Raw genomic sequence first — 22,125 nt, forward strand, 5'->3', positions numbered from 1 at the left:
GGCGGAAAATCGAAATCCCCATAGATCGCTCGCTCGGGCCGCGGGTTCCTGCATGGGAGGCTTTCGTACGCCAAGTGGCGCCCGAAACCCTTCATCATTTTTGCCCTTAACGCTGGCCGAACGGCAGGCCAATTGCAGACGCTTTCGACGGAGTGCCTGCTTGCTTGCAGGAGGCAGTCTGCAAGAATTCAAAGGGTGGAAAATAGAACTCGGGATCCAGGATTTGCCAGACAGGCTTCAGACGTACGCCTCGCACGAGGCCCGGATTGATAAAGTTCCGGGGCAGGTCACCAGAAGTCGGCGCGCCATGCACGAAAAGGGCGAGATCAGCACAGGGATCGTTCCCGGGCGATCATGGCGGCATGTGTTCGGTTGCGAGCACCAAGCTTGCGGCAGATCAGCTTGACGTGGAGTTTGATGGTGGGTTCCCGGAGGCCAAGCTGGCGGGCGATTTCCTTGTTGGCATGACCGGCGCACAGGCCGGCCAGCACTTCGCGTTCCCGCGGGGACAGGCCACCGTCGTCCGGGTTTGCCGATGCCGCCGGGCGGGACAGTGCCAACGGAACATAGATTTCGCCAGCCGCCATGAAACGGATGGCATTGACCACCGATCGGGCCGGCAACGTCTTGGGCAGATAGCCCGCCGCACCGCAGGCAAGCACCTTGTCGGGCACGCCCGCAGGCGCCAATCCCGACATCAGCGCCACCGGCTTGCCATGGCTGGCAGCGATGGCCTGTTCAAGGCCATCAAAACCATTCATGCCCGGCATGGCATAATCCAGCAGGACAAGATCGAACGCCGGCCCCGCCGCCATCGCCAGCAGCGCCTGCGGCAGATCGGCAACGGTTTCGACCGCAATGCCGCCTTCGGCTTCCAGATAGGACCGCAGCACATCGCGCAGCAGGTCGTGATCATCGGCAATCAGGATGCGCATCACCAGGTCCTTTTGCGGGCGGCGGCGATGGCAGTGCGCGCAGTGGCCACAAGGGCATCCATGCTGGCGGGCTTGCCCAGCACGGCGTCGAACAGTTCGGCTTCGCCGCTGCGGCGCTGGTGGACGCGAGGCAGGGCCGACAGCATCAGCAGCGGCAGATCGGCGCGAACGGCCCGCAGTTCACGGGCCAGCGCCGCACCGTTCATGCCCGGCATGTCGTAATCGGTGATGACCAGGCTCCACGCCATCGGGTCTTCTTGCACGGCGGCCAGCGCATCGGCGGGATCAAGGCATGGCCCCGGCTCGGCACCGGCCTGTTCCAGCATTGCCACCAGCGTGTCGACCACGGCCGGATTATCATCCACCACCAGCACGGCCTTGCCGGCAAGCACATCGGTATCGGCCGCCTCCGCAATCGACATCTGGGGAAACGCGCTGGTGACGGTTTGCAGTGGCCACCAAACTTCAAAGAGCGTGCCGCCGCCCGGTTGGCTGCTCAGGCCGATGGCGCCCCCGGCATCGGCAACGATGCCGGCAACCACCGCCAGCCCCAGCCCGGTGCCGGCGTCGCCCTTGCGGGTATAGAAGGGCTCGAACACCTGGTTGAAATCGCCCGGAGCGATGCCGCAGCCGGTGTCGCTCACGCGGATCAGCGCGGCCGGCCCGCTTGGCAGGCTCCCCACGAGCACCGCGCCCACCGGCATCTGGCCCTCCGCATCCTGCAACGACAACGCGATTTGGCCCTCCTTGCCACCAGGCAGGGCGTCGCGGGCATTCAAGGCCAGGTTGAGGATGACCTGCATCACTTCGGTCGCGTCGGCCCGGGCCAGCACCGGGGCGGCCGGCAGATCCAGTTCGATCCGGTGCAGGACGTCGGGCAGGCTGGGGGCCACCAGATCACGAACGCTCGAAAGAATGGCGCGCAGGTCGACCGGTTTCAGATCAGGAGTCCGCCGTCCCAGCGCCAGTAACTTGTCCACCAGGCCGGTCGCAGTCTGCGCGGCCGACTGGATACGCAGGGCATGGCGGCGCACATGATCGTCGGCCACGCCTTCAAGCAGACTGGCGGTGCCGGCGATGGCCGCGATCAGATTGTTGAAATCATGGGCGATCCCGCTGGCGAGCTGGCCCACAGCCTCTTGCCGCTGCGCCAGCATCAGCTGCTCGCGCAGCCGCGCCTTCTCACGCTCCAGGGCCAGTCGACCGCCGATGTCGCGTGTCACGCATACGATGCCGCCGTCGGCCGAGAGCGACAGGCTGACCTCCTGCTCCACGGCGCTGCCATCGGCGCTGCAACCCTGCACCTCGCCGCGCCAGCGCCCGGTTTCGGCCAGGGTTGGCATTGCCACGTCTGCGATGTGACGGGCGTTGTCTTCATCGTACAGCACGCTCCACGGCTGGCCGATCAGGCTTTCGGCATCTGGATAGCCGAACATGGTGGCATGGCCGCGGTTCATGAAGATGAAACGGCCCTCGGCATCGGTGACGGCAATTCCGTCATCGGAGGCTTCGATTGCGGCAATCTGCTGGGCAAGCCGGGCTTCGGTGGCGGCCCTCTGCGCTTCCAATGCCTTCCGTGCCGAGACATCGCGGATGATGGCCGCAAAGCCTTCGGGCTCGTTCTCGCCTTCGGCCGGCCACATCCCCAGCGACAATTCCACCGGAATCTCGTGGCCGGCCTTGCAACTGGCTGGCACCTCGACCGTCTTGCCGACCAGCTTGGTGGGTCCGCGCAGACGCAGCCGTTCCATGCCGCTGTTGTGCCCATGACGGTGGCGGTTGGGGATGATCAATTCCAGAGACTGACCCAGCGCTTCGGATGCGGGCCAGCCGAACATGGCTTCGGCGGCGCGGTTCCAGTGGATGATGCGGCTGTGGGCGTCGGAGCAGACGAAGGCATCGGTTGTGGTTTCCGCGATCAGCTGCGAAATTCGCTGATCCTGCCGCAAGCGGAAGGAACCCAGGAAATCCATCACCTGGCCCGCCATCAGCCGCAGTGCTTCGACTTCGCGCGCGGAAAGGCCAGCGCGCGGCTGCCGATCGATCACGCAAAGTGTGCCGATGCGGTGGCCGTTGGCGGCAATCAACGGCGCCGCAGCATAGAAACGGATGAACGGCGTCCCGGTGACCAGCGCATTGGCGGCAAAACGCGGATCGGACGTGGCATCGGGCACCACCATCACGTCATCACTGGCGATGCCGTGCGCACAGAAACTGTCCGTCCGTGGGGTTTCGCAGGCATCGAGGCCGTGGCGGGATTTGAACCACTGCCGATGCTCGTCGACCAGACTGATCAGCGCGATTTCGGTATCGAACCGGTCAGCGGCCAAGCGGGTGATCACGTCCAGCGTCGGATCGGGCGGCGTATCAAGCACAGACAGGGATCGCAGGGCGGCAAGCCGCCGCGCTTCGTCGGGCAAGGTTGGCGGCACGGCCGGATCGAACATCAAAAGCCTCGTGGTGGCAGGCATGCGGCCCTCTTGCACAGGCTGCGCGCGCGCGCGCAATCCCGCCTTAAGGCAAGCGCCGCCATACTTTAGTATATATATATAATAATCAATACGCTCGTCATGCCATCCCAAGGGGCGGGCGCGCTGCCCGATCGCAGCTTTGGCGCCATCCCTCCGCAGCCTGCAACCATCCGCCCGCGCGAAAGACAGGGCATGTCTGACGCGCCAATAAGCCCTTCAGCCGCGGCGCCATGCCGTTTGGCGCAACACACTGTTATGTAGAGGAATATGCCCATGAAGAACTTGATGTTTGCTGGCGCCACCGCCCTGATCGCCCTGGCGGGCGCCGGTGCGGCCGCTGCCGCTACCGCCGATACTGGCGCCGGCGCCAAGATCATTGCGCCGCTGGAAATCAGCCATACCGCCGATCTCTATTTCGGCACCATCGCCCCGTCGACGACCGTGGGTGACAAGGTTGCCGTGGCCGCCGACGGCAGCCGCAATTGCGGCCCGGCGCTGACCTGCCTGACCAGCGACCATACCGCCGCCGCCTTTGCCGTGACCGGTGAAGCCGATGCCTTCTACACCATCTCTCTGCCCAGCGAGATCAAGATCGTGAACGCCAAGGGCACCGCCATGCGCGTTGCGGATTTCAGCGGTTCCAAGGGCAAGGGCCAACTGCTGAACGGGGAAGACAGCTTCACCGTGGGCGGCACGCTGGAAGTCGCGGCGCGCCAGGAAGCCGGCCAGTACAAGGGCAGCTTCACGGTCGCGGTCGAATATCAGTAAGGGCTCCGTGGCAGGGGGGAACGGTGCCCGGCGGTCAGCCCGAAATGGTTGGCGGTCCCCCCGGCGCCCGATCTGGTGGCCCTTGCCGCCTGGCGCCCGACCCCCCAAGCCAGCAATGCCCGTTTCCAGACCAACCCCTGCCATCCAAAGGTCTGTTCCATGAAGTTCCTGCCCGTTGTGGCCATCCTTGCCGGGTTGCTCGGCGTTCCGGCTGCGGCCGAACTGCTGATCGCGCCCACCCGCGTCATCCTCACCCCCGCCGCCCGTTCGGCCGAACTGGTGCTGGTCAACAAGGGCACAGAAGCGGCCGCCTTCCGGTTGGCGCTCGAAAACCGGCGCATGCGCGCCGATGGCGGGCTGGAAGCGGCAGACACGCCCCGGCCCGGCGAGAATTTCGCCGACGACAAGTTGCGTTTCTCGCCCCGACAGCTGGTGCTGGAACCCGGTGCCCGCCAGGTGGTGCGCATCATCGCCACTGCCCCAGCCGATCTGGCGCCCGGCGAATATCGCAGCCATCTGCGTCTGATGTCGGCACCTGTGAGCGCCGGGCGATCACAGGTGCCCGCGCCGGCCGGCACCGATAACAGCCTGTCGATCGAACTGATTGCCATCCGCTCCCTCACCGTGCCGGTGATCCTCAGGAACGGCACGCTGGCAGCCAGCGTGACGGTTGATGCCGTCACGCTTTCGGGCGCACCGGAAAACCAGCTGGTGGTGAAGCTGGCGCGTCAGGGCACACGCTCCACCTATGGCGACATCAGCCTGACAGTGGAGGGCGAAAAGCAGCCGGCCTGGCTGGTGCGCGGCGTGGCGATCTATACCCCCAATGCCAGCCGCGAGGTGATCCTGCCGCTGCCTGCCGAGGTCCGTACGCGGTTGGCCGGCAAGCGGGTACGGATCAGCTATGTCTCCACCGACAGTGCCGAACCGGCATTGGCCGGCACGCTGCTGGCCAGCATGACCGCCCAGCTCTGATCCCTCTGCATTTGGAATTCTGTCCATGCGCCGTCGCCTGCCCGTCGGCGGGCGGTGGCTTGCGGCCTTGCTGCTGGCGACCCTCGCGGCCACATCAGCGGCGGCGGCGCCGCCCGCCGAACCCGGCCTGTTCGACCAATTGTTCGGCACCGATCCCGCCGCCGAACGGGCCGGCAAGGCCAGCGATGGCCTGGCCCTGCCCGGCCTGTTCGCACAAGGGCAGCGGCTGGCCGATGCGCTGCCGCTGCATGATCTGGGGCCGGGCCAGGGTGCCTGCGTGGCGGCCGTTCCCCTGCTCGACGTGCTGGAGCTGCTGCACAACACCGGGGACGATGGCAGCATCACCATAACCCTGCCGGAACCGCGCCGCACCGTCATCCTGCCGGCTGCCGCCTTGCTGGCCAGCCCGAGCGGCCCGTGCCTGCCGTTGGCCACTCTGCCCGGCTTGCTGCCACTGGCGATCAACCACGATCCTGTCAGCCAGCGACTGCTGTTGGACGCGCGCGCGCCGCTGCCGGTGTTGATGCGACTGGCGCGCGCCGAACGTCAGGCCCGGTTGCACCCGGAAGCTCTTCGACCGGCCTTTGCGCTGGTGCCGCGTCCTTCGGCGCTGGTGCGACTGTGGAGCCTCGATCTGGCCGCCGGGCTGGTGCAGGCCGCAACCGGCAGCGAAGTTTCCGGCAGCGTGCAGGCCAGCGGCGAACTGTTCGGTCTTTCGGCCCGCGCCGGCTTGGGCCTTTCCGCCCGCGCGGCGCCAACAGCAGGCTTCACTCTATCAGACGCGCGTGACACGCCCGATCTGCTGGGGCCAATGGGCGCCCGCAGCCTGGCCATTGGCGACATCGCTAGCCCGGCACAACCGCTGATCGCCGATGCGCTTTCGGGCCGCGGCTTGCTGGTTTCCTCCCGCCCGCCGTGGCGCGCTGACCTGGTGGATGAAATCGATCTGGCCGGCCCGCTGCCGGCCGGCTGGGAAGCCGAATTATGGCATGAAGACCGGCTGGTGGACGCCACGCGCACGGCCGATGCCGCCGGGCAGTGGCGCTTTGCCCGGCTGCCGGTGCGACTGGGCGAAAATCGCTGGGTGGTGCGGCTTTTCGGGCCGCATGGCGAAAGCAGCGAACAGGCCTTCACCCGCCTCATCGGCACCGAAATGAATGCCGAGAACGAGGTAGATTACAGCATCGGCTTTATTGAAGGCGGCACGCCGCTGCTGGGGGGTGCTCCGCAGCGCACGGCCAGCGGCGCCGCGGCTTTTGCAATGCTGGGTTGGGGACTGGCGCCGGCACTTACCGCCCGCGTTGCGCTGCGCGCGCCGTTGGCCGGCAATCCGGCCCTTTCGTTAGGTTTGCACGGCGCCCATGCCGGCACCTTGTGGGCGGCAACGCTGGCCCGCGATGGCAAGGGCGGCCTGGGCAGCGCCCTGCGGTTGGCGCGACGGTTGGGATCGACCGATCTGCTGCTCGATTTGGCCCGCCACGGCCGCGATATCGGGCCGGCCCAGGCGCCGCCGGTGCGAGAGTTTGCTGGCCTGGCCAGCCTTTCCGGTACGGGCCGGCTGGCCTTTGGGCGTTCCAGCCTGCCGTGGCAGCTGCGCCTGCAATCGGCAACGCGGCGCGGCGGTGGCCGTCAGCAAGCTATTGGTGGCAGGTTGGCGTTGCCGCTGGCCTTGTTGCAGGCCAATGCCGGGTTCGGGTTGATCCGGCAGGGCGTGGCTGGCTGGCAGGGCAGCGCCACGCTGGGAATGGCCGCCACCAATGGTCCATGGCGATTGCGCGGCGGCCTGGACGCGGTGCTGGCAAGTGGCTGGCGGCTGGCCGGCGGCAATGTTTCGGCCGTCCGCCGTACGGGCAGCGGCACGATTAGCCTGGATATGGGCTGGCAGGCCGAGCGGCGGCGATTGAACGGCGGGCTGGCATGGAACCAGCGGCTGGGCGCGTTTGGCCTTTCCGTCGGCCTCTCCCGTGCCGCCGATGGCTGGCGCCTTGGCCTGGGCCTGGTGGTGGGGCTGTGGCAGGGCGTTGGTCATTGGCAGGCGGCTCCGGCTGGCCTCACCCGCAGTGGCGCGGTGCTGGCCGATCTGTTCATCGATGATGATGGCGATGGCCAGCACGATTCTGGCGAAACGGCGCTACCGGGTGGCCGCTTCATTGTTGGCAACAGCCTGCGCGCCGAAACAACTCGGGACGATGGCCGCGTGCTGCTGCGCGGGCTGCCCGCCGGGCCGCCAGTGGAAATTGAAACCCAGCTGGCATCGCTGCCCACTTTCAACTTGCGGCCTACCCGACCCGGCGACCAATTGCGCCTGCGCCCTGGCGAAGTCCGAAGCCTGGCCATCCCTTTGCGGCCGACCGGCAGCATCGAAGCCCGGATACTGCTGGTCGCCGGCGATGCCCGCACGCCGCGTTCCGGCGTGCCCGTCACCCTGCGTGGTGCAAGTGGCAACCCGGTCGCGCACGGCGTCACCGATTTCGAAGGCTATGTGCTGTTCGACGGCCTGCCGCATGGCCTCTTTCATGTCGAAGCCGCAGGCCAATCATCGCCAGATCTTTCACTTTCCCATACCGAGCCCGACCAGCAAGCCACCATATTTGTGCCTCCGGCCACAACTTGAGTGCGCCCGGCCCGCGCTTCAGCGGCGTGCGGGCAAGGTTTCAAGCCAATCATGGATGCGGGTTGCAAGTGCAATCCGCGCGTCGGACCAGCTGTGATCGGTGGCCTGATGGCCTTCGGTCACCTTGCCACCGGCAGCGCGGGCGGCGGCGACCAGCGGATCCGTGGTGGGTTTCAGCCCGTCGTCTGACGTCAGCACCAGTAGCGGCTGGCGGGCCAGGCCGGCAGCACGCGGGCGCAGATCAAAGGCGGCCGCCTGCGCGCGCAATTCGGCGGCCTGCAGCGCTGGTGAGGTGCCGGCCAAGGCTTCGCTGTTGCCGGCGGCCTGTGCTTCAAGCCGGTCGCCGGCCATTTGCGCGGCCATGCCCATGTTGGCCGCCGAAATCAGGATGGCGCCGGCCAATGCCTGATCTTCGGATGCCACCATCCCCGTTACCCAGCCGCCCATGCTGTGCCCGGCCAGAACGATGCGGCTGGTGTCGATGCCCAGTCTCGCTGCCACCTCGGGCCTGCGCAACATGGCCAGCACGGCTTTTGCATCCTCCGGATTCTGGCCGAAACGGAAAGCGCCGGGGCTGCCCCAGGCGCCGCGATAATTGAAGGTGATGGCGTTCCACCCCGCCCGGCGCAGCGCCTGCGCCAGATCGAGATTCTTCTCGTTGCCCGGCCAGCCGTGGCAGATGATGATGGTGGGGTGCGGCCCCGGGCCGGCCGCGAGATAGGCGATGCCGTTGATCTCTACTCCGCCCGAGGGAATGTGCAGCACCTCCATGCGGGCGCGCGGCGTGGCGGTGGCAGGCGGATCGGTGAGCAGCGGATTGGCCACCGCCGGCGCGGCGAGCAGCAGCAGGGCTAGAACAAGGCTTCGCATCGATTTTCCCACTTCAACACGTCCTCAGGCTAGACTGGCGGCAGCGTCCAGTCGATGGGGGACAGGCCCTGCGCCAGCAGCCACTGGTTGGTGCGGCTGAAATGGCGGCAGCCGAAAAAGCCACTGTGGGCTGACAGTGGTGACGGGTGGGGGGCTTTCAGCACCAGATGCCGGCCGGCGTCGACAAAATCGGCCTTTTTCTGGGCGTGGTTGCCCCACAGCAGGAAGACGCAGGGACTGTCGCGGTTGGCGACCAGCCGGATCACGGCATCGGTGAACGCTTCCCAGCCGCGGCCCTTGTGGCTGGCGGCCAGGCCCTGTTCTACCGTCAGGCTGGTGTTGAGCAGCAACACGCCTTGCTGCGCCCAATGTTCCAGAAAGCCGTGCTGTGCCGGCGCGATGCCGAGATCGGATTGCAGTTCCTTGTAGATGTTGACCAGGCTGGGCGGCACCTTCACGCCGGGCTGCACGGAAAAGGCCAGACCATGCGCCTGGCCGGGGCCGTGATAGGGGTCTTGCCCCAGGATCACCACGCGCACCTGATCCAGCGGCGTCAGATCAAGTGCGCGGAACCAATCGCTGCCCTTTGGAAAGATCGCCTTGCCAGCGGCCTTTTCGGCCAGCAGGAAGGCCTTCAGCGCCGCCATGTCGGGCGAGGCCAACGCGCCCGCCAACGGTGCGCGCCAGCTTTCGTGCAGCTTGATCGTGTCGGCCATGCGCCTGTGTGGCGGGGACGGGCCGGCAGCGTCAAGCGCTTGGGCGGCCCACACCCATGCGTGGCATCAGATTGTCACGGTCCATCACCAGATGCTTGATGATGCCAACGATGTGCAACGCCAGCAGCGCCAGCATGGCCCAGCCCAATATCTCGTGCAGTTCGTTGGCGGCACTGCCGGTGGCCTTGCCCACGCCGAATTTCGATACCGGCAGGCCGAACCAGGCCAACGGGCGATCATTGCGATCGGCCGCGACCCAGCCCGACAGCGGCAGCGCCAGCATCACGGCATAGAAACCCCAATGCGCAGCCTTGGCCAGCAGCCGTTCGCTGGCGGTGAAATAGGCCGGCAGCGTCGGCACCGGGTGGCTCAATCGCCAGCCGAGCCGGAACAGGGTGAGGGCGATGATGGTCAGGCCGAAGCTCTTGTGGAAATCCATGACCAGCGCGCGCTGGCCGCCTTCGCGCGGCACGAAATCATGCAGGAAGCCGCCGGCCAGATTGCCGATGATCATCAGGGCCATCAGCCAATGCAGCGTGATGGCAACCTTGCTGTAACGGGTCATGCGGCGCGTCTCCATTGGTGCCTGCACAAGCTAGGCCCGCATCATACGCCCGTCGATACGGGGATCACCCGGTCAGAACGAAACGCGCGCGCCCACCCAGAAGGTGCGCGGCAGGGCGCGTTCCACCACACCGGTGCCCGAAAGCGCCGCCTGCACTTCAGCATCGAACAGATTTTCCACCCGGCCCTCGATGGCAAAGCCCTTCACCAACGGCACCAGCAGCAGGGCATCGACCATGGTGGCGGCGTTCAGGCTGCGGCTGTTCTGGTCATCCTCGAACTGGGCGGCGATGTGGCGCAGTGTGGCCGACGCCGTGAACAGCTTCCCCGTGTAATCGACAGTGCCGGAGAATTGATCGCGCGGGGTCTGCGCCGGGCGCAGGCCATCCAGGGGTGCGGCGGCACCGGTGGCGGCGATGGTGGGATCGACATGGCTCCAGCTCGCGGTCAGCCCGAACGGCCCGCGGCGCAGGCGGGCATCCACCTCCCAGCCCCACACCTCAAGCGCATCAAGATTCTGGCGCTGGCGATAGAAGCCGCCGGCCGCCACAAAGCCGACGCCGGGGAAGCTGCCCGGCCCGCGTCCTTGGGTGACGTTGGCGATGGTGTCGTCCATGCGGTTCCAGAAGCCGGTGACGCCGATCTCGACGCCTTCGGCTGGCTTCAGCGTGAAGCCCAGATCAACACCCGTCACCCGTTCAGGGCCGAGCAGCGCATTGGCGGCCGTGGCATCGGGGCCAACGCGGAACGGGCGATAAAGTTCATTCAAGGTGGGCAGCCGCCAGCCGCGATAGGCCGCACCGCGCAAGCCCAGCCATTCGGCGGCCTTGATGGCCAGACCGACGCGCCCCGTGAATTCATGGCCGGAACGATCGGCAAACAGCAGGCTCGTGAACGGCGCGTTGGTGGCGATTGTGGTTTCCAGCAAGCGGCCGTCCTTGATGTTCCACCAGTCGATGCGGCCGGACACGGTGGCGGTGACGATGCCGCGCTCGATGCTGCCATCAACGAACAGGCCGGTGGTGCCGGTGCGGCCGCCGGCTTCGCGCTGGCGGGTGGGGGCGGCATTGACATAGGTGAACAGCTCGTTGGTTTCGCCGGTCAATTGCCGCGTATCGGCACCCAGTCGCAGCGAGATGCCTTCACCCACTGGCGGCGCGAGTTCCAGCCGGCCGCCCCAGCCGGTGGCCGGCGTGTTGAACTGGGCCAGGCTCTGGGTGACGCTGGTGCGCGTCGCGTTCACGGCGGCAAAGTCGGAGGTGAAGTTGCGCGTCTGCACATAGGCCAGCGCCTGCCAGCCCCAACGCCCGCGCCCGACCAGCCGGATGGCGCCATCGACGCCTTCGGAGGTGTTGCGCGAAAAATCGCTGCCGCGCTCGCGGCTGTCGGTGAAGGCATTGGCCGTCACTTGTGCTTCGGTATCGGCGGCGATTTCCACTACGGCGCGCAACGCAACGCTCGCCTGTTCATAAGGGGCGGCGCGATCGACTGGGCCGCGATTGCGTTCCACGATGGGGATGAAGCCGTCGCCGCGGCCATAGGCGGCAGACAGCGTAGCGAAACCCTTGTCGCGCGTCAGCCCGAGCGCACCTTGCGCATCCAGGCTGTTGCGGCTGCCATAAGCGATGGCGCCGTCGAACGGCCGCACCGCGTTGCCGCCCACGGATTCCAGCTCGATGGTGCCCGCCAGCGCGCCCGGGCCCCAGTAACCGCTGCCGCCGCCGCGCGTCACCCGGATGCGATCCAGCCGCCCGGTGGCATAGGCCGGAAATGCCACCCAGCCGCCGAACGGATCGGCCTGCGGCACGCCATCCAGCACCAGCAGCGCGCGGGACGAGGCGTTGCCGCCCAGGCCCCGAAGGGTAATGCCCTGCGATGTGGCATTGGCGGAGCGGCTGTCAGACCGGCGGAACTGCTGCTGCCCGGCGATATCGGCGAGCACCGATTCCAGCCGGTTCGATCCAGTGTTCAGAATGCGCTCCCGGTCGATCACGATCAGTGACAGCGCGGCATCGCCGGGCAGATCCTTCAGGCCCTTGCCGGTGACGGTGATCAAGGCGTCCTCGGCTTCAGCGGCAAATGCCGGGGCGGTGCTGATGAGAAGGGCGGCGAAGAGGGGCAGATGCTTCATGGCCGCGTGTGTTGCCCAACGCGTGCGCTGGTGCAAGCCACTAACGATTTTGTCGCGGCCGGCGTCTTGGCGGCGCAACACACCCGCCCTACATTGGCATCACCACAAAAGGAGACGATCCATGCCCAATCCCTGGCAACACAGCCGCGCCACCGGCATCGCCGACGATATCGATTTCGAGATCAAGGGCCACGAACTGCAGTTCGTCGAGATCGAGCTTGATCCCGGCGAAAGCGCCGTGGCCGAAGCCGGTGCCATGGTATGGAAGGATGCCAGCATTGGCATGACCACCGTGTTCGGCGATGGCGGCGGGCAATCTGGGGGCTTCATGGGCGCGCTGATGGGCGCGGGCAAGCGGCTGCTCACCGGCGAAAGCCTGTTCACCACGGTTTACACCCACAATGGCGGCGGCAAGGCGCGCGTTGCCTTTGGCGCGCCCACCCCCGGCCATATCCTGCCGCTCAAGCTGGACAGCATTGGCGGCACGCTGATCTGCCAGAAGGACGCGTTCCTGGCGGCGGCCAAGGGCGTTTCGATCGGCGTTGCCTTCCAGCGCAAGGTGATGACCGGGCTGTTCGGCGGCGAAGGCTTCATCATGCAGAAGCTGGAAGGCGATGGCTGGGTGTTCGTGCAGATGGGCGGCACCGTGATCGAGCGCACGCTGGCGCCGGGCGAGGTGCTGCATGTTGATACCGGCTGCGTGGCGGCCTTCACGCCTTCGGTGAATTTCGATCTGGAAAGCGTGGGCGGCGTCAAATCCATGCTGTTCGGCGGTGAAGGCGTGTTCTTCGCCCGCCTCACCGGGCCGGGCAAGGTGTGGATCCAGTCGCTTCCGTTCAGCCGACTGGCCGGCCGCATGATGCAGGCCGCCATGGGCCGCGGCCAGAACCGCGGCGAGGGCAGCGTGCTGGGCGAACTGGGCGATCTCATCGGCGGCAATCGCTAACCAGCCCGTTGACCAAATGGCTTGGCCACGCGCAAAGAACGTGCGTGGCCAAGCTCTATTTCTACTATGCGTCAATGAACGCCGGCAAATCGACGGTGCTGCTGCAGGCCAGCTTCAACTATCGCGAGCGCGGCATGCACACGATGCTGTTCACTGCTGCGATCGATGATCGGGCGGGGCAGGGCGTGATCGCATCGCGCATCGGATTGTCGGCGCCGGCCGAAACATTCGCCCCCGAAACCGATCTGTTCGCTGCGGTCGCCACCGGCCATGCCGTCAGCACGCTCAATTGCGTGCTGGTCGATGAAGCCCAGTTCCTCACCAGGGATCAGGTCTGGCAACTGGCGCGTGTCGCCGATGATCTGGGCATTCCGGTGCTCTGCTATGGCCTGCGCACCGATTTCCTCGGCAATCTGTTTCCGGGCAGCCAGTGGCTGCTGGCCATCGCCGATACGCTGACCGAGCTGAAAGCCGTGTGCGCCTGTGGCCGCAAGGCGACGATGAACTTGCGTATTGACGGGCAAGGCAAGCCGGTGGCCTCTGGCCAGCAGACCGAGATTGGTGGCAATGATCGCTATGTGGCCCTGTGTCGCCGGCATTTTGCGGCAGCCCTGGCCGGGCAGCATCAGCCCTGAAGGGAAGCGTATATGACGACCGTTTATGATTTCAGCGCCAAGACCATCGATGGCCGCGAGATTTCCCTGAAGGAATTCGAAGGCAAGGTGCTGCTGATCGTCAACACCGCCAGCAAATGCGGGTTCACGCCGCAATATGAAGGGCTGGAAGCGCTGCAAAAGAAATATGGCCCCAAGGGCTTTGCCGTGCTCGGTTTCCCCTGCAACCAGTTCGGCGCGCAGGAGCCAGGCGATGCCAGCGAGATCGCCAATTTCTGCAAGCTCACCTACGATGTGGACTTCCCCCTGTTCGCCAAGGTCGACGTGAACGGCGACAACGCGCACCCGCTGTTCCAGTTGCTGAAGAAACAGGCGCCCGGCCTGCTTGGCAGCGAGGCGGTGAAGTGGAACTTCACCAAGTTCCTCGTCGACAAGCTTGGCAAGGTGCAGGATCGTTTTGCGCCGGCCACCAAGCCGGACGCACTGGGCAGCCAGATCGAGAAACTGCTCGCCCAGGCCTGAGAATGGAGATCGGCACCATGGCCAGTGTAGCGCCCCCAAGTCTCCCCAACGACCTGTCGTCGCTGTGGATGCCGTTTACCGACAACCGCTATTTCAAGGCGAATCCCCGCCTGATGGTGGCCGCGCAGGACATGCACTACACCACCGCCGATGGCCGCCGCGTGCTGGATGGCACCGCCGGCCTGTGGTGCGTGAACGCCGGCCATGGCCGTGAACCCATCGTCAAGGCGATCCAGCAACAGGCCGCCGTGCTCGATTATGCGCCCACCTTCCAGTTGGGCCATCCGCTGGCCTTTCAGCTCGCCTCCCGCGTGGCCGGCATCATGCCGGAAGGGCTGGACCGGATCTTCTTCACCAACTCGGGCTCGGAAAGCGTCGATACCGCGCTCAAGATCGCGCTGGCCTATTGGCGGGCGAAGGGCCAGGGCCAGCGCATCCGCCTGATCGGGCGCGAACGCGGCTATCACGGCACCGGTTTTGGCGGGATTTCGGTGGGTGGCATCGTCACCAACCGTCGCACCTTCGGCACTGGCCTGCCCGGCACCGATCACCTGCCGCACACGCACGACCCGGCGCGCAATGCGTTCAGCAAGGGCCAGCCGGCCCACGGCGCCGACTTTGCCGACCGGCTGGAGGCGATGATCGCCCTGCACGGCCCCGATACAATCGCTGCTGTCATCGTCGAACCGCTAGCCGGCTCAACCGGCGTGCTGGTGCCGCCGGTGGGTTATCTGGAACGGCTCCGGGCGATCACGGCGCAGCACGGCATCCTGCTGATCTTCGATGAAGTGATCACCGGTTTCGGCCGGATTGGCGCGGCCACCGCCGCTGAACGCTTCGGCGTCACGCCCGATATCATCTGCCTCGCCAAGGGCCTGACCAACGCCGCCGTGCCGATGGGCGCGGTGGCAGCGGCGCGGCATGTGTATGACGCCATCGTCGATGCGCCGGGCGACGTGCCGGGCATCGAACTGTTCCACGGCTATACCTATTCCAGCCACGCGCTGGCCTGCGCCGCCGGCATCGCCACGCTCGATCTTTATGCCAATGAAGGCCTGTTCGCCCGCGCTCGCGCGCTGGAAAGCCATTGGGAAGCGGCGATGCACAGCCTTGCCGGCCTGCCGCACGTGATCGACATCCGCAATTTCGGCCTGGTCGGCGCCATCGAACTGGCGCCCCGCCCCGGCCAGCCGGGCGTGCGCGGGCAGGAGATCTTCCGTGCCATGTTCGACACCGGCCTGCTGATCCGCGTCACCGGTGACATCATTGCGCTGTCGCCGCCATTGATCATCAGCGAGGCGCAGATCGACGAGATTGCCGACCGCCTTGCCACTGGCCTGCGGCAGTTGGCTGATGCCTGATGCGGGCCGTTCTGTGCTAACCCAAGCCGGGGTCGGAAGGGGTAACATTACGGTGGCGTAATTTTTTCGCGCAGCCCGCCTTGGCATTGCAGCGGCCTGCCCCTACATGGGCCGTCGTTGCCCGCCACAGGTGACAGGAGAGACATGGCCGCCAAGGATCTTGTGAAGATGGACTTGAACCAGCTGGTGTACAGCTGGATGAAGGACATCCTCTGGCCGGAAAAGAATTATTTCTGGCTGGCGATCATCTATGGCGTTGGCATTGCCTTGCTTGGTCTTGCCACGCCGATTTCGGTGCAACTGCTGATCAACAGCATCGCCAACACGGCGCTGCCGGTGCCGTTGTTCACCCTGGCCGCCATCTTGTTTGGCTTGCTTATCGTTTCCGGCCTGCTGTCGGTACTGCGCATTCACCTGATGGAGCTGTACCGCCGCCGCTTCATGGCGCGGCTGGTTGCAGATGTGACGATGCGGGTGATCAACGCCGCCGATCCCTTCTTCCAGGATGATCGCCGCATCGACCTGTTCAATCGCTATTTCGAGCTGGTGAACATGCAAAAGGCGGTGCCGTCGCTGCTGATCGGCGGTTTCACCATCGTGCTGAGCATGATCGTCGGTTTCATCGTCACCAGTTTCTACCACCCGTTTTTCCTGGCCTTCAATCTGGTGCTGATAGCGTTGTTGTGGGCGGTGTGGGCGATCTGGTCGAAGGGCGCGATGAAGACCTCGATCGTCCTCTCCCACGAAAAATACAATGCCGCGCATTTCCTTGAAACCGTGGGCGCGTCCAACGGCTTCTACAAATCGGCGCGGCACATCGATTATGCGCTGGACGGGGCGGAACGGGTGACGGCCAATTATGTGAAGGCCCACGCTGATCATTTCGCCTACCAATTCCCGCAGACCATCGCCTTCTATTTTCTTTATGCCGCAGCGTCGGCCGGTCTGCTGGCGCTGGGTGGCTGGCTGGTCATCCAGGAACAGTTGTCGATCGGGCAATTGGTGGCAGCCGAACTCATCCTGTCCGGCGTGTTTGCCGGTATGAACAGCCTCTATTCCTATCTCGACGACTGGTACGATCTTGTCGCCTCCATCGAGGAACTGTCCCTGCTTTATGGCCTGAAGCAGGAAGCAAAGCCGGCCGCCGGCCTGGCACCGCCCAGCGGCGGCGCGCTGGAGATGAGCCATTTGCGCTTTGCCCTGCCGGTCGGGGCAGCCACGGTGAACCTGCAGATTGCTGCCGGCAGCCGTCTCGTCTGCCAAGGCGTGCCGGGCATGGAACGCGAATTTGCCGATTTGCTGAAGCGGCTGGAAAAACCGCAATCGGGCCTGATCACGCTGGGCGGGGTCGATATCGCGCTGATGGACCCGCTGGCGCTGCGCTCGGACATCGCCGTGCTTGATCGGGCTGCCATCGTGGAATCGACCATTGCCGATTATCTCCGTCTCGCCAACCCGGCCAAGAATGCGGCAGACCAGATGGCAGCCCTGAAGCTGGTGGGCCTGGAAGACCGGCTGGCGTTGCTGCCCGACGGTTTCCACACGCGCCTTTCGTCTACCGGCGCACCGTTCACCGTGGCCAAGATGATGCAGCTGAAGCTGGCGGCCGCGATCCTGTCGGAACCGCGCATCCTGGTGTTGTCGCCGCTGTTCGACACGGTGGCGCGCGCGCGGCTGAAGGCGGTGTTCGATCATTTCCGCGACACCCAGACCACCATTCTCTACTTCAGCAACCGGCCCGAAGATCTGGTGCTGGATGGCTATCTGTGGCTCGGCCTTGATCGCCAGTTGATCACGCGGGATCGTGGCACCTTCGATGGCCTGCGCGCCGCCGCCGGCCGGGAGACCGTTGATGGCGACTGATCGCAGCAGCTTGCCCGACGGCCATTTTGCCACCCTGCGCGGCCTCAATCCCCCGCTGGTGATGCGCAATTTTGCCCGCATGGTGGTGATCGGCATCATCGCCTTTCTGGCCTTCATCACGCTGACGCCCTGGGTGCAGACGGCACAGGGCACGGGCAGCGTGATCGCCTATGATCCGCGCGACCGACAGCAGAACATCTCCGCGCTGGTGCCCGGCCGGCTTGATCGCTGGTTCGTCACCGATGGTGCCCAGGTGAAGGCCGGCGATCCCATCGCCCGGGTGATCGACCTCGATCCCGATTTCCTCAGCCGCTTGCAAGCTGAACGGGCCCAGAAGGTTGCGGAAATCGCGGCGACCGAAGCTGCCAGCGCCACCGCTCAGCGCGACGTGAAGCGCATGACCACGCTTTACGGCGAAGGTCTGGCCGCCCGGCGCGACATGGAACTGGCCCAGATCAAGGTGGCGGAATTCCGCGCCAAGATCGCCTCCCAGCGGGCGGATATCAACAAGATCGACGTCAACCTGCGCCGCCAGTCCGAACAGGTGATCCGGGCCCCGCGCAATGGCCGCATCATGCGGGTGACCAGCATCGATAGCGCCACCATCGTCAAGCAGGGCGACGTGCTCGCCACCTTCGTGCCCGAACAGTCGCGCCGGGTGGTCGAACTGTACATGGACGGCCGCGACATCCCGTTGATCCATGTTGGCCGCCGCGTGCGCATGGAATTCGAAGGCTGGCCGGCGATCCAGTTTTCGGGCTGGCCGTCGGTGGCCAAGGGCTTCTTCGATGGCCAGGTCGCCGCGGTTGATCTCAATGCCTCGCCCAACGGCCTGTTCCGCATCCTCGTCACCGAAAGCACTGACCGTGATCCGTGGCCGGATGAACGCGCCGTGCGGCTGGGTGCCAAGGTGCGCGGCTGGGTGCAGATGAACACCGTGCCGATCTGGTTCGAACTGTGGCGGCTGCTCAACGATTTCCCGCTGCAGTTCACGAGGCCAGGTGCAGAACCGGCCATGAACGGCGAGGTGAAGGCGCCAAAGGGCAGTGATGCGTCCTCGTCTGCCAAATAAGGCTGGTTTGCTGGCGCTGCTGCTGGCTGCGGCTCCCGTGGCGGCTCAGCAGCCAGACCAGCCGCAGCCCAGCAACCGGCGCCAGCTGGAGGCCGACGCCCGTGACGCCGCACAGCCGCTGCCGGCCGCCAGCGCCCCGCTCGAACTGGCTGAGGTGTTGGCCGCCAGCCGTTTCCACGCGCCGCAAGTGCTGGAAGCCCTGGCCCGGGTGCGTGGCGCGGAAAGTCGCGTGCTCACCACCGAAGGTGCTTTCGACACGTTGTTCAGCGCCAACGCCGAAGCCCGGCCCACCGGCTTCTATGATGGGGCCGAGGCCGGCTTCCGCCTGTCGCAGCCGCTCGCCACCAACGGCGGCTCCATCTATGGCGGATACGACATTTCGCGCGGCAGCTTTTCGTCGTCTCAATCGGGCAACAACACGGCCCAGCTGGGCCGGCTTACCGTTGGCACAATGTTCGCGCTGTTGCGGGACCGCGACATTGATGAGCGTCGTTTCAACCGCGCCATTGCAACCGGTGATGTCGTGCTGGCCGATAATGATCGGCTGCTGGTTGCCATCGGCGTGCAGGCCCGCGCCATCACCGCTTACAACAACTGGCTGATCGCCGGTCAGCGCGTGGCGGTGTTCAAGGGGCTGCTGCAACTGGCGCTCGATCGCCAGGCCGGTTTCAAGCGCCAGGTGGCCGAAGGCCTGCGCCCAGCCATCCTGTTAACCGAAAACGAACAGAATATCCTGCGCCGGCAAACCCTGGTGGTGCAGGCCGAACAGGCGTTGCAGGTGGCAGCCGTCAGCCTGTCTCTGTTCTGGCGCGATGCCGATGGCAACCCGATCGTGCCCGGCCCGGAACGGCTGCCGCGCCGGCTTGGCGATCCGCTGCCGTTGGCCGATGATGTGATGGCCGCGCTGGAGAATCGGCCGGATCTGAAAGTGGTGGATGTCCGCATCGCCCAGGCCCGCACCAGGCTGCAGCTTGATCGCAACAACTTCCTGCCCCGCCTCGATGTGAAGGCCGAGGTGAACCAATATGTTGGCGATGCCGGCACTGCCGGCCGGCCGTTCACCGGCACCGCATCGATGGTAGGGCTCAACTTGTCGGTGCCGCTGCAGCAGCGCCTGGCGCGCGGACGGCTGGGACAAACGCGCGCCGAACTCGATGGCTTCCAGCAACGCCGCCGCTTCATCGAGGATCAGATCCGCATCGAGATTTCCGGGCTGTCCATTGCTGCCCGCCAGTCGCGCCGGCTGCTGGGCATCGCCATCGACGAACAGGATCGCGCCCTCACCATGGCCGGCGCCGAACGCCGCCGTTTCCAGGAAGGCGCGTCGGATTTCTTCCTCGTCAACCTGCGCGAGGAAGCCGCGGCCGACGCGCAGGTGCGCCGGCTGGATGCTGCCTTCCGCCAGATCGTCGCCCATGCCGATCTGGCGGCCGCCACGGCGGATGTGAAAGCCTTGGGGCTGGACGGCAGCTAATCAGGGTGATTGCGGAATTGCCCGACTGCAACGCCGCTGGCACAGAGCGGCCATGAACCGCCGCTCGTCCGGTCTGATTTTTGCTGGCATTTTCGTGGCAGCGTTGGCGCTGCGCCTGCTGTTGCCGGCCGGCTGGATGCCGGTGGCGACGGGCAACGGCGGCATGGCCATCACCCTGTGCAGCGGTGCCGTGTTGCCTGCCGATCCAGGCACGCCCGCGCCGGCCGACGATCAACCCTGCGCTTTTGGGCTGGCGCTGGGGCCTTTGCTGGCCACGGCGGCGCTGCTGCTGCTGCCGCTGGCCGTGCCACTGTTGCCGGTGCCGGCGTCGCCGCCCGTTCGGCAGATGGCCCACCACCACCGCGCTCGCCCGCCCGGCCAGGGACCGCCGTTGGCCTGATCACCGCAGCCGGTTCCGGCCGGCCCATGCTGTATTCAGGAGATCATCATGAAATTAATTCCAATTGCGGGCCTTTTGCTGGGCCTGTCCGCGCCATCGCTGGCGCATGAAACCAAGGCCGGCGCGTTGCTGGTCGATCATCCGGTCCTGCGCGTTGCCAGCCCGGTATCGAAAACCGGCGCCGGCTTCATGACCATCACCAACAGCGGCAAGACGGCGGATCGGTTGCTGTCGGTCACCACTGCCGCATCCAACCGGTCCGATCTGCACGGTACGATCAATCAGGGCGGTGTGATGCAGATGCGCGCCCAGGCTGGCGGCGTGCAGATTCCGGCCGGTGGCAAGGTGGTGTTTGCCCCCGGCGGCCTGCACGTGATGTTCATCGGCCTGAAGGCGGCGGTGACGCCCGGCCAGATGATCACGGCGCGGCTGACCTTTGAAAAGGCCGGCGCTGTTGACGTCGCGTTCAAGGCCGAAACCGCCGCTGCCGCCGCGCAGCACCAGCATTGATGCAGAAAGGAAACACAAGATGAAGACCATGATGCTCACTGCCGCGCTCGCGGCTACCGCACTGGCCGCCCCGGCGGCAGCGCAGGATGCCAAGGCCGGCGAAAAGGCCTTCGTGCAGTGCAAGGCCTGCCACAGCGTGGTGGCCGGGCAGAACCGTATCGGGCCGTCATTGGCCGGCGTGGTGGGCCGCAAGATCGGTACGCTGGCCGGCTTCAGCTATTCCGCTGCGATGAAGGCCAAGGGCGGCGCCTGGAGCGATGCCAATCTCGACACCTATCTCACCAAGCCGATGGCCTGGGTGCCGGGCACCAAGATGGCCTTTGCCGGCATTGCCGACGCCAAGAAGCGCAAGGACGTGATCGCCTACCTCAAGACCTTGAAGTAAGCGACTTCGCCGGCCGCCGGCTCAACCGAGCCGGCGGTTCAGCGTGAGATTGAGTACATGGTTGCCGGCGTTGGGGCCGGGGCGGTTGATGTGCTGGTGCATGTAACCGGCTTCGAGATTCAGCCGCTTGCCCAAGGGTTGCAGCCAGCCCACAAACACCCGCTGCTGATCAAAGCCGCCGCGCGCGCCCCAATCGGTGCTGTTGAAGGCCACGAAGGTTTCGGCCCAGACCAGCGGCCCCGCGCTGCCTTTGCCGTGCAGCGGTTGCTGCGCCCGCCACAACATGCGCAGACGCCAGCCGGTGTCCTGCGCACCTTCGAACGTGCGCTGCTCCAGCCGCCAGCGGGTGATCAGTGCAAAGCCATTCTCGCGCCGCAGCACCGGCCCCATCACCTGCTGCCAGAAGCGATGCTCGTCGCTGGTCACGCCCGGCGCTGGATTGTTGTGCTGAAAATGATAACCGGCGTGCAAATCGATGTCGTTCTTCAGCCGCACGCCCAGCGCGCCGCGCGCGATGAACTGGCCCATGCGGCCAACATCGCTGGTGAACCGCGGCTGCAGTTCGGCCCACAGCAGCAATTTGCCGTCCACCGGCCCCTGCGCGACCAGCGTGTTCCAGCTTTGCACATCCTGCGCGGTGGCAGGGGCGGCGAGGAGCAGAAGGGGAAGGGCAAAGCGGCGCATCACTGCCGCTTGCCCATCCATCGTGACGAGAATGTGACGCTTCAGGCCTTCAGGGCGCTGATATCCAGCGGCAATTTGCGCAGGCGCACGCCCGTTGCCGCAAAGATCGCATTGGCCAGCGCCGGCGCGACCGCCGGATAGGCCGGCTCACCCAGCCCCGTCACCGGATAATCCGGGGTGAGGAAAGCGACTTCGATTGGCGGGATCTGTTCGTTGCGCAGCATTGGCACGTCGCCAAAATTGCGCTGTT

21 protein-coding genes are annotated in these 22,125 nt (G+C 65.9%); 13 read left to right on the plus strand and 8 right to left on the minus strand.

The genetic code is table 11. From position 1 onward, the window contains the following. Positions 1-326 precede the first annotated feature (326 nt). Positions 327-935 (minus strand): response regulator transcription factor, encoded by a 609-nt coding sequence (locus RT662_RS04100; protein ID WP_313669386.1) that lies wholly within the window; start codon positions 933-935, stop codon positions 327-329. Continuing rightward, on the minus strand, positions 935-3,382 hold the full coding sequence (locus RT662_RS04105; RefSeq protein ID WP_313669387.1) for a PAS domain S-box protein: 2,448 nt from the start codon (positions 3,380-3,382) through the stop codon (positions 935-937). Before RT662_RS04105 ends, RT662_RS04100 begins: the two co-directional genes overlap by 1 nt. A 297-nt stretch (positions 3,383-3,679) precedes the next feature. Here RT662_RS04105 and RT662_RS04110 point away from each other — a divergent pair, with 297 nt between their 5' ends. The 3 genes from RT662_RS04110 to RT662_RS04120 all read left to right on the plus strand — a co-directional run bounded on the left by RT662_RS04110 (position 3,680) and on the right by RT662_RS04120 (position 7,763). Beyond that, positions 3,680-4,174, plus strand: coding sequence for a DUF4402 domain-containing protein (locus RT662_RS04110; RefSeq protein WP_313669388.1), 495 nt, complete (start codon positions 3,680-3,682; stop codon positions 4,172-4,174). A gap of 159 nt (positions 4,175-4,333) precedes the next feature. Continuing rightward, entirely contained in the window at positions 4,334-5,149 is an 816-nt protein-coding gene (locus RT662_RS04115) for a molecular chaperone (RefSeq protein WP_313669390.1), read from the plus strand. 25 nt (positions 5,150-5,174) lie between these two features. Beyond that, positions 5,175-7,763 carry a hypothetical protein gene (locus tag RT662_RS04120; RefSeq protein WP_313669392.1) on the plus strand — a complete coding sequence of 863 codons (2,589 nt, stop codon included), beginning with the start codon at positions 5,175-5,177 and terminating at the stop codon, positions 7,761-7,763. A gap of 18 nt (positions 7,764-7,781) precedes the next feature. Here the strand turns inward: RT662_RS04120 and RT662_RS04125 are convergent, their stop codons facing one another. The 4 genes from RT662_RS04125 to RT662_RS04140 form a co-directional block, all read right to left on the minus strand. After that, a complete protein-coding gene (locus RT662_RS04125) occupies positions 7,782-8,633 on the minus strand; it encodes an alpha/beta fold hydrolase (protein ID WP_313669394.1) in 852 nt (283 codons plus the stop codon). A 29-nt stretch (positions 8,634-8,662) separates the two neighbouring features. Further along, entirely contained in the window at positions 8,663-9,349 is a 687-nt protein-coding gene (ung, locus tag RT662_RS04130) for a uracil-DNA glycosylase (protein WP_313669396.1), read from the minus strand. A 31-nt stretch (positions 9,350-9,380) separates the two neighbouring features. Then, positions 9,381-9,914 (minus strand): cytochrome b, encoded by a 534-nt coding sequence (locus RT662_RS04135; protein ID WP_313669397.1) that lies wholly within the window; start codon positions 9,912-9,914, stop codon positions 9,381-9,383. 72 nt (positions 9,915-9,986) lie between these two features. Beyond that, complete coding sequence (locus RT662_RS04140) at positions 9,987-12,044, minus strand: TonB-dependent receptor domain-containing protein (protein ID WP_313669399.1); 2,058 nt, start codon at positions 12,042-12,044, stop codon at positions 9,987-9,989. A gap of 121 nt (positions 12,045-12,165) precedes the next feature. Between RT662_RS04140 and RT662_RS04145 the strand changes: the two genes are divergently transcribed. From RT662_RS04145 to RT662_RS04190, 10 genes are all read left to right on the plus strand, one after another. Beyond that, a complete protein-coding gene (locus RT662_RS04145) occupies positions 12,166-12,990 on the plus strand; it encodes a TIGR00266 family protein (protein WP_313669400.1) in 825 nt (274 codons plus the stop codon). A gap of 44 nt (positions 12,991-13,034) precedes the next feature. Then, positions 13,035-13,625 (plus strand): thymidine kinase, encoded by a 591-nt coding sequence (locus RT662_RS04150; RefSeq protein ID WP_313669402.1) that lies wholly within the window; start codon positions 13,035-13,037, stop codon positions 13,623-13,625. Positions 13,626-13,637: 12 nt separating this feature from the next. Continuing rightward, positions 13,638-14,126 (plus strand): glutathione peroxidase, encoded by a 489-nt coding sequence (locus RT662_RS04155; RefSeq protein ID WP_313669405.1) that lies wholly within the window; start codon positions 13,638-13,640, stop codon positions 14,124-14,126. Between the two features lie 2 nt (positions 14,127-14,128). After that, positions 14,129-15,487, plus strand: a complete 1,359-nt coding sequence (locus tag RT662_RS04160) for an aspartate aminotransferase family protein (RefSeq protein WP_313669407.1) — start codon at positions 14,129-14,131, stop codon at positions 15,485-15,487. A 117-nt stretch (positions 15,488-15,604) separates the two neighbouring features. Further along, positions 15,605-17,350, plus strand: coding sequence for an ABC transporter ATP-binding protein (locus RT662_RS04165; RefSeq protein WP_313669409.1), 1,746 nt, complete (start codon positions 15,605-15,607; stop codon positions 17,348-17,350). Further along, on the plus strand, positions 17,340-18,422 hold the full coding sequence (locus RT662_RS04170; protein ID WP_313669411.1) for a biotin/lipoyl-binding protein: 1,083 nt from the start codon (positions 17,340-17,342) through the stop codon (positions 18,420-18,422). Before RT662_RS04165 ends, RT662_RS04170 begins: the two co-directional genes overlap by 11 nt. After that, positions 18,400-19,896: a TolC family protein gene (locus RT662_RS04175; RefSeq protein ID WP_313669412.1), complete on the plus strand. Its 1,497-nt coding sequence runs from the start codon at positions 18,400-18,402 to the stop codon at positions 19,894-19,896. Before RT662_RS04170 ends, RT662_RS04175 begins: the two co-directional genes overlap by 23 nt. Positions 19,897-19,948: 52 nt before the next feature. Next, positions 19,949-20,296, plus strand: coding sequence for a hypothetical protein (locus RT662_RS04180; RefSeq protein ID WP_313669414.1), 348 nt, complete (start codon positions 19,949-19,951; stop codon positions 20,294-20,296). A 48-nt stretch (positions 20,297-20,344) separates the two neighbouring features. Further along, positions 20,345-20,806, plus strand: a complete 462-nt coding sequence (locus RT662_RS04185) for a copper chaperone PCu(A)C (RefSeq protein ID WP_313669416.1) — start codon at positions 20,345-20,347, stop codon at positions 20,804-20,806. 19 nt (positions 20,807-20,825) lie between these two features. Further along, positions 20,826-21,191, plus strand: coding sequence for a c-type cytochrome (locus RT662_RS04190; protein ID WP_313669417.1), 366 nt, complete (start codon positions 20,826-20,828; stop codon positions 21,189-21,191). A 21-nt stretch (positions 21,192-21,212) separates the two neighbouring features. Here the strand turns inward: RT662_RS04190 and RT662_RS04195 are convergent, their stop codons facing one another. Together RT662_RS04195 and RT662_RS04200 are read right to left on the minus strand one after the other, a co-directional pair. Beyond that, positions 21,213-21,875, minus strand: coding sequence for a DUF2490 domain-containing protein (locus RT662_RS04195; RefSeq protein ID WP_313669418.1), 663 nt, complete (start codon positions 21,873-21,875; stop codon positions 21,213-21,215). Positions 21,876-21,916: 41 nt separating this feature from the next. Continuing rightward, the coding region (locus RT662_RS04200; RefSeq protein ID WP_313669419.1) for a hypothetical protein at positions 21,917-22,125 on the minus strand (209 nt) is incomplete at its 5' end.

Origin of the sequence: Sandarakinorhabdus sp. (genome assembly GCF_032115815.1) — a bacterium.
Lineage (GTDB): Bacteria > Pseudomonadota > Alphaproteobacteria > Sphingomonadales > Sphingomonadaceae > Sandarakinorhabdus.

Bases quoted from the DNA above. Each gene is read 5' to 3' on its own strand.
- RT662_RS04100 (WP_313669386.1), bottom strand. From the start codon at position 935: ATGCGCATCCTGATTGCCGATGATCACGACCTGCTGCGCGATGTGCTG.
- RT662_RS04105 (WP_313669387.1), bottom strand. From the start codon at position 3,382: ATGTTCGATCCGGCCGTGCCGCCAACCTTGCCCGACGAAGCGCGGCGG.
- RT662_RS04110 (WP_313669388.1), top strand. From the start codon at position 3,680: ATGAAGAACTTGATGTTTGCTGGCGCCACCGCCCTGATCGCCCTGGCG.
- RT662_RS04115 (WP_313669390.1), top strand. From the start codon at position 4,334: ATGAAGTTCCTGCCCGTTGTGGCCATCCTTGCCGGGTTGCTCGGCGTT.
- RT662_RS04120 (WP_313669392.1), top strand. From the start codon at position 5,175: ATGCGCCGTCGCCTGCCCGTCGGCGGGCGGTGGCTTGCGGCCTTGCTG.
- RT662_RS04125 (WP_313669394.1), bottom strand. From the start codon at position 8,633: ATGCGAAGCCTTGTTCTAGCCCTGCTGCTGCTCGCCGCGCCGGCGGTG.
- ung (WP_313669396.1), bottom strand. From the start codon at position 9,349: ATGGCCGACACGATCAAGCTGCACGAAAGCTGGCGCGCACCGTTGGCG.
- RT662_RS04135 (WP_313669397.1), bottom strand. From the start codon at position 9,914: ATGACCCGTTACAGCAAGGTTGCCATCACGCTGCATTGGCTGATGGCC.
- RT662_RS04140 (WP_313669399.1), bottom strand. From the start codon at position 12,044: ATGAAGCATCTGCCCCTCTTCGCCGCCCTTCTCATCAGCACCGCCCCG.
- RT662_RS04145 (WP_313669400.1), top strand. From the start codon at position 12,166: ATGCCCAATCCCTGGCAACACAGCCGCGCCACCGGCATCGCCGACGAT.
- RT662_RS04155 (WP_313669405.1), top strand. From the start codon at position 13,638: ATGACGACCGTTTATGATTTCAGCGCCAAGACCATCGATGGCCGCGAG.
- RT662_RS04160 (WP_313669407.1), top strand. From the start codon at position 14,129: ATGGAGATCGGCACCATGGCCAGTGTAGCGCCCCCAAGTCTCCCCAAC.
- RT662_RS04170 (WP_313669411.1), top strand. From the start codon at position 17,340: ATGGCGACTGATCGCAGCAGCTTGCCCGACGGCCATTTTGCCACCCTG.
- RT662_RS04175 (WP_313669412.1), top strand. From the start codon at position 18,400: ATGCGTCCTCGTCTGCCAAATAAGGCTGGTTTGCTGGCGCTGCTGCTG.
- RT662_RS04180 (WP_313669414.1), top strand. From the start codon at position 19,949: ATGAACCGCCGCTCGTCCGGTCTGATTTTTGCTGGCATTTTCGTGGCA.
- RT662_RS04185 (WP_313669416.1), top strand. From the start codon at position 20,345: ATGAAATTAATTCCAATTGCGGGCCTTTTGCTGGGCCTGTCCGCGCCA.
- RT662_RS04190 (WP_313669417.1), top strand. From the start codon at position 20,826: ATGAAGACCATGATGCTCACTGCCGCGCTCGCGGCTACCGCACTGGCC.
- RT662_RS04195 (WP_313669418.1), bottom strand. From the start codon at position 21,875: ATGCGCCGCTTTGCCCTTCCCCTTCTGCTCCTCGCCGCCCCTGCCACC.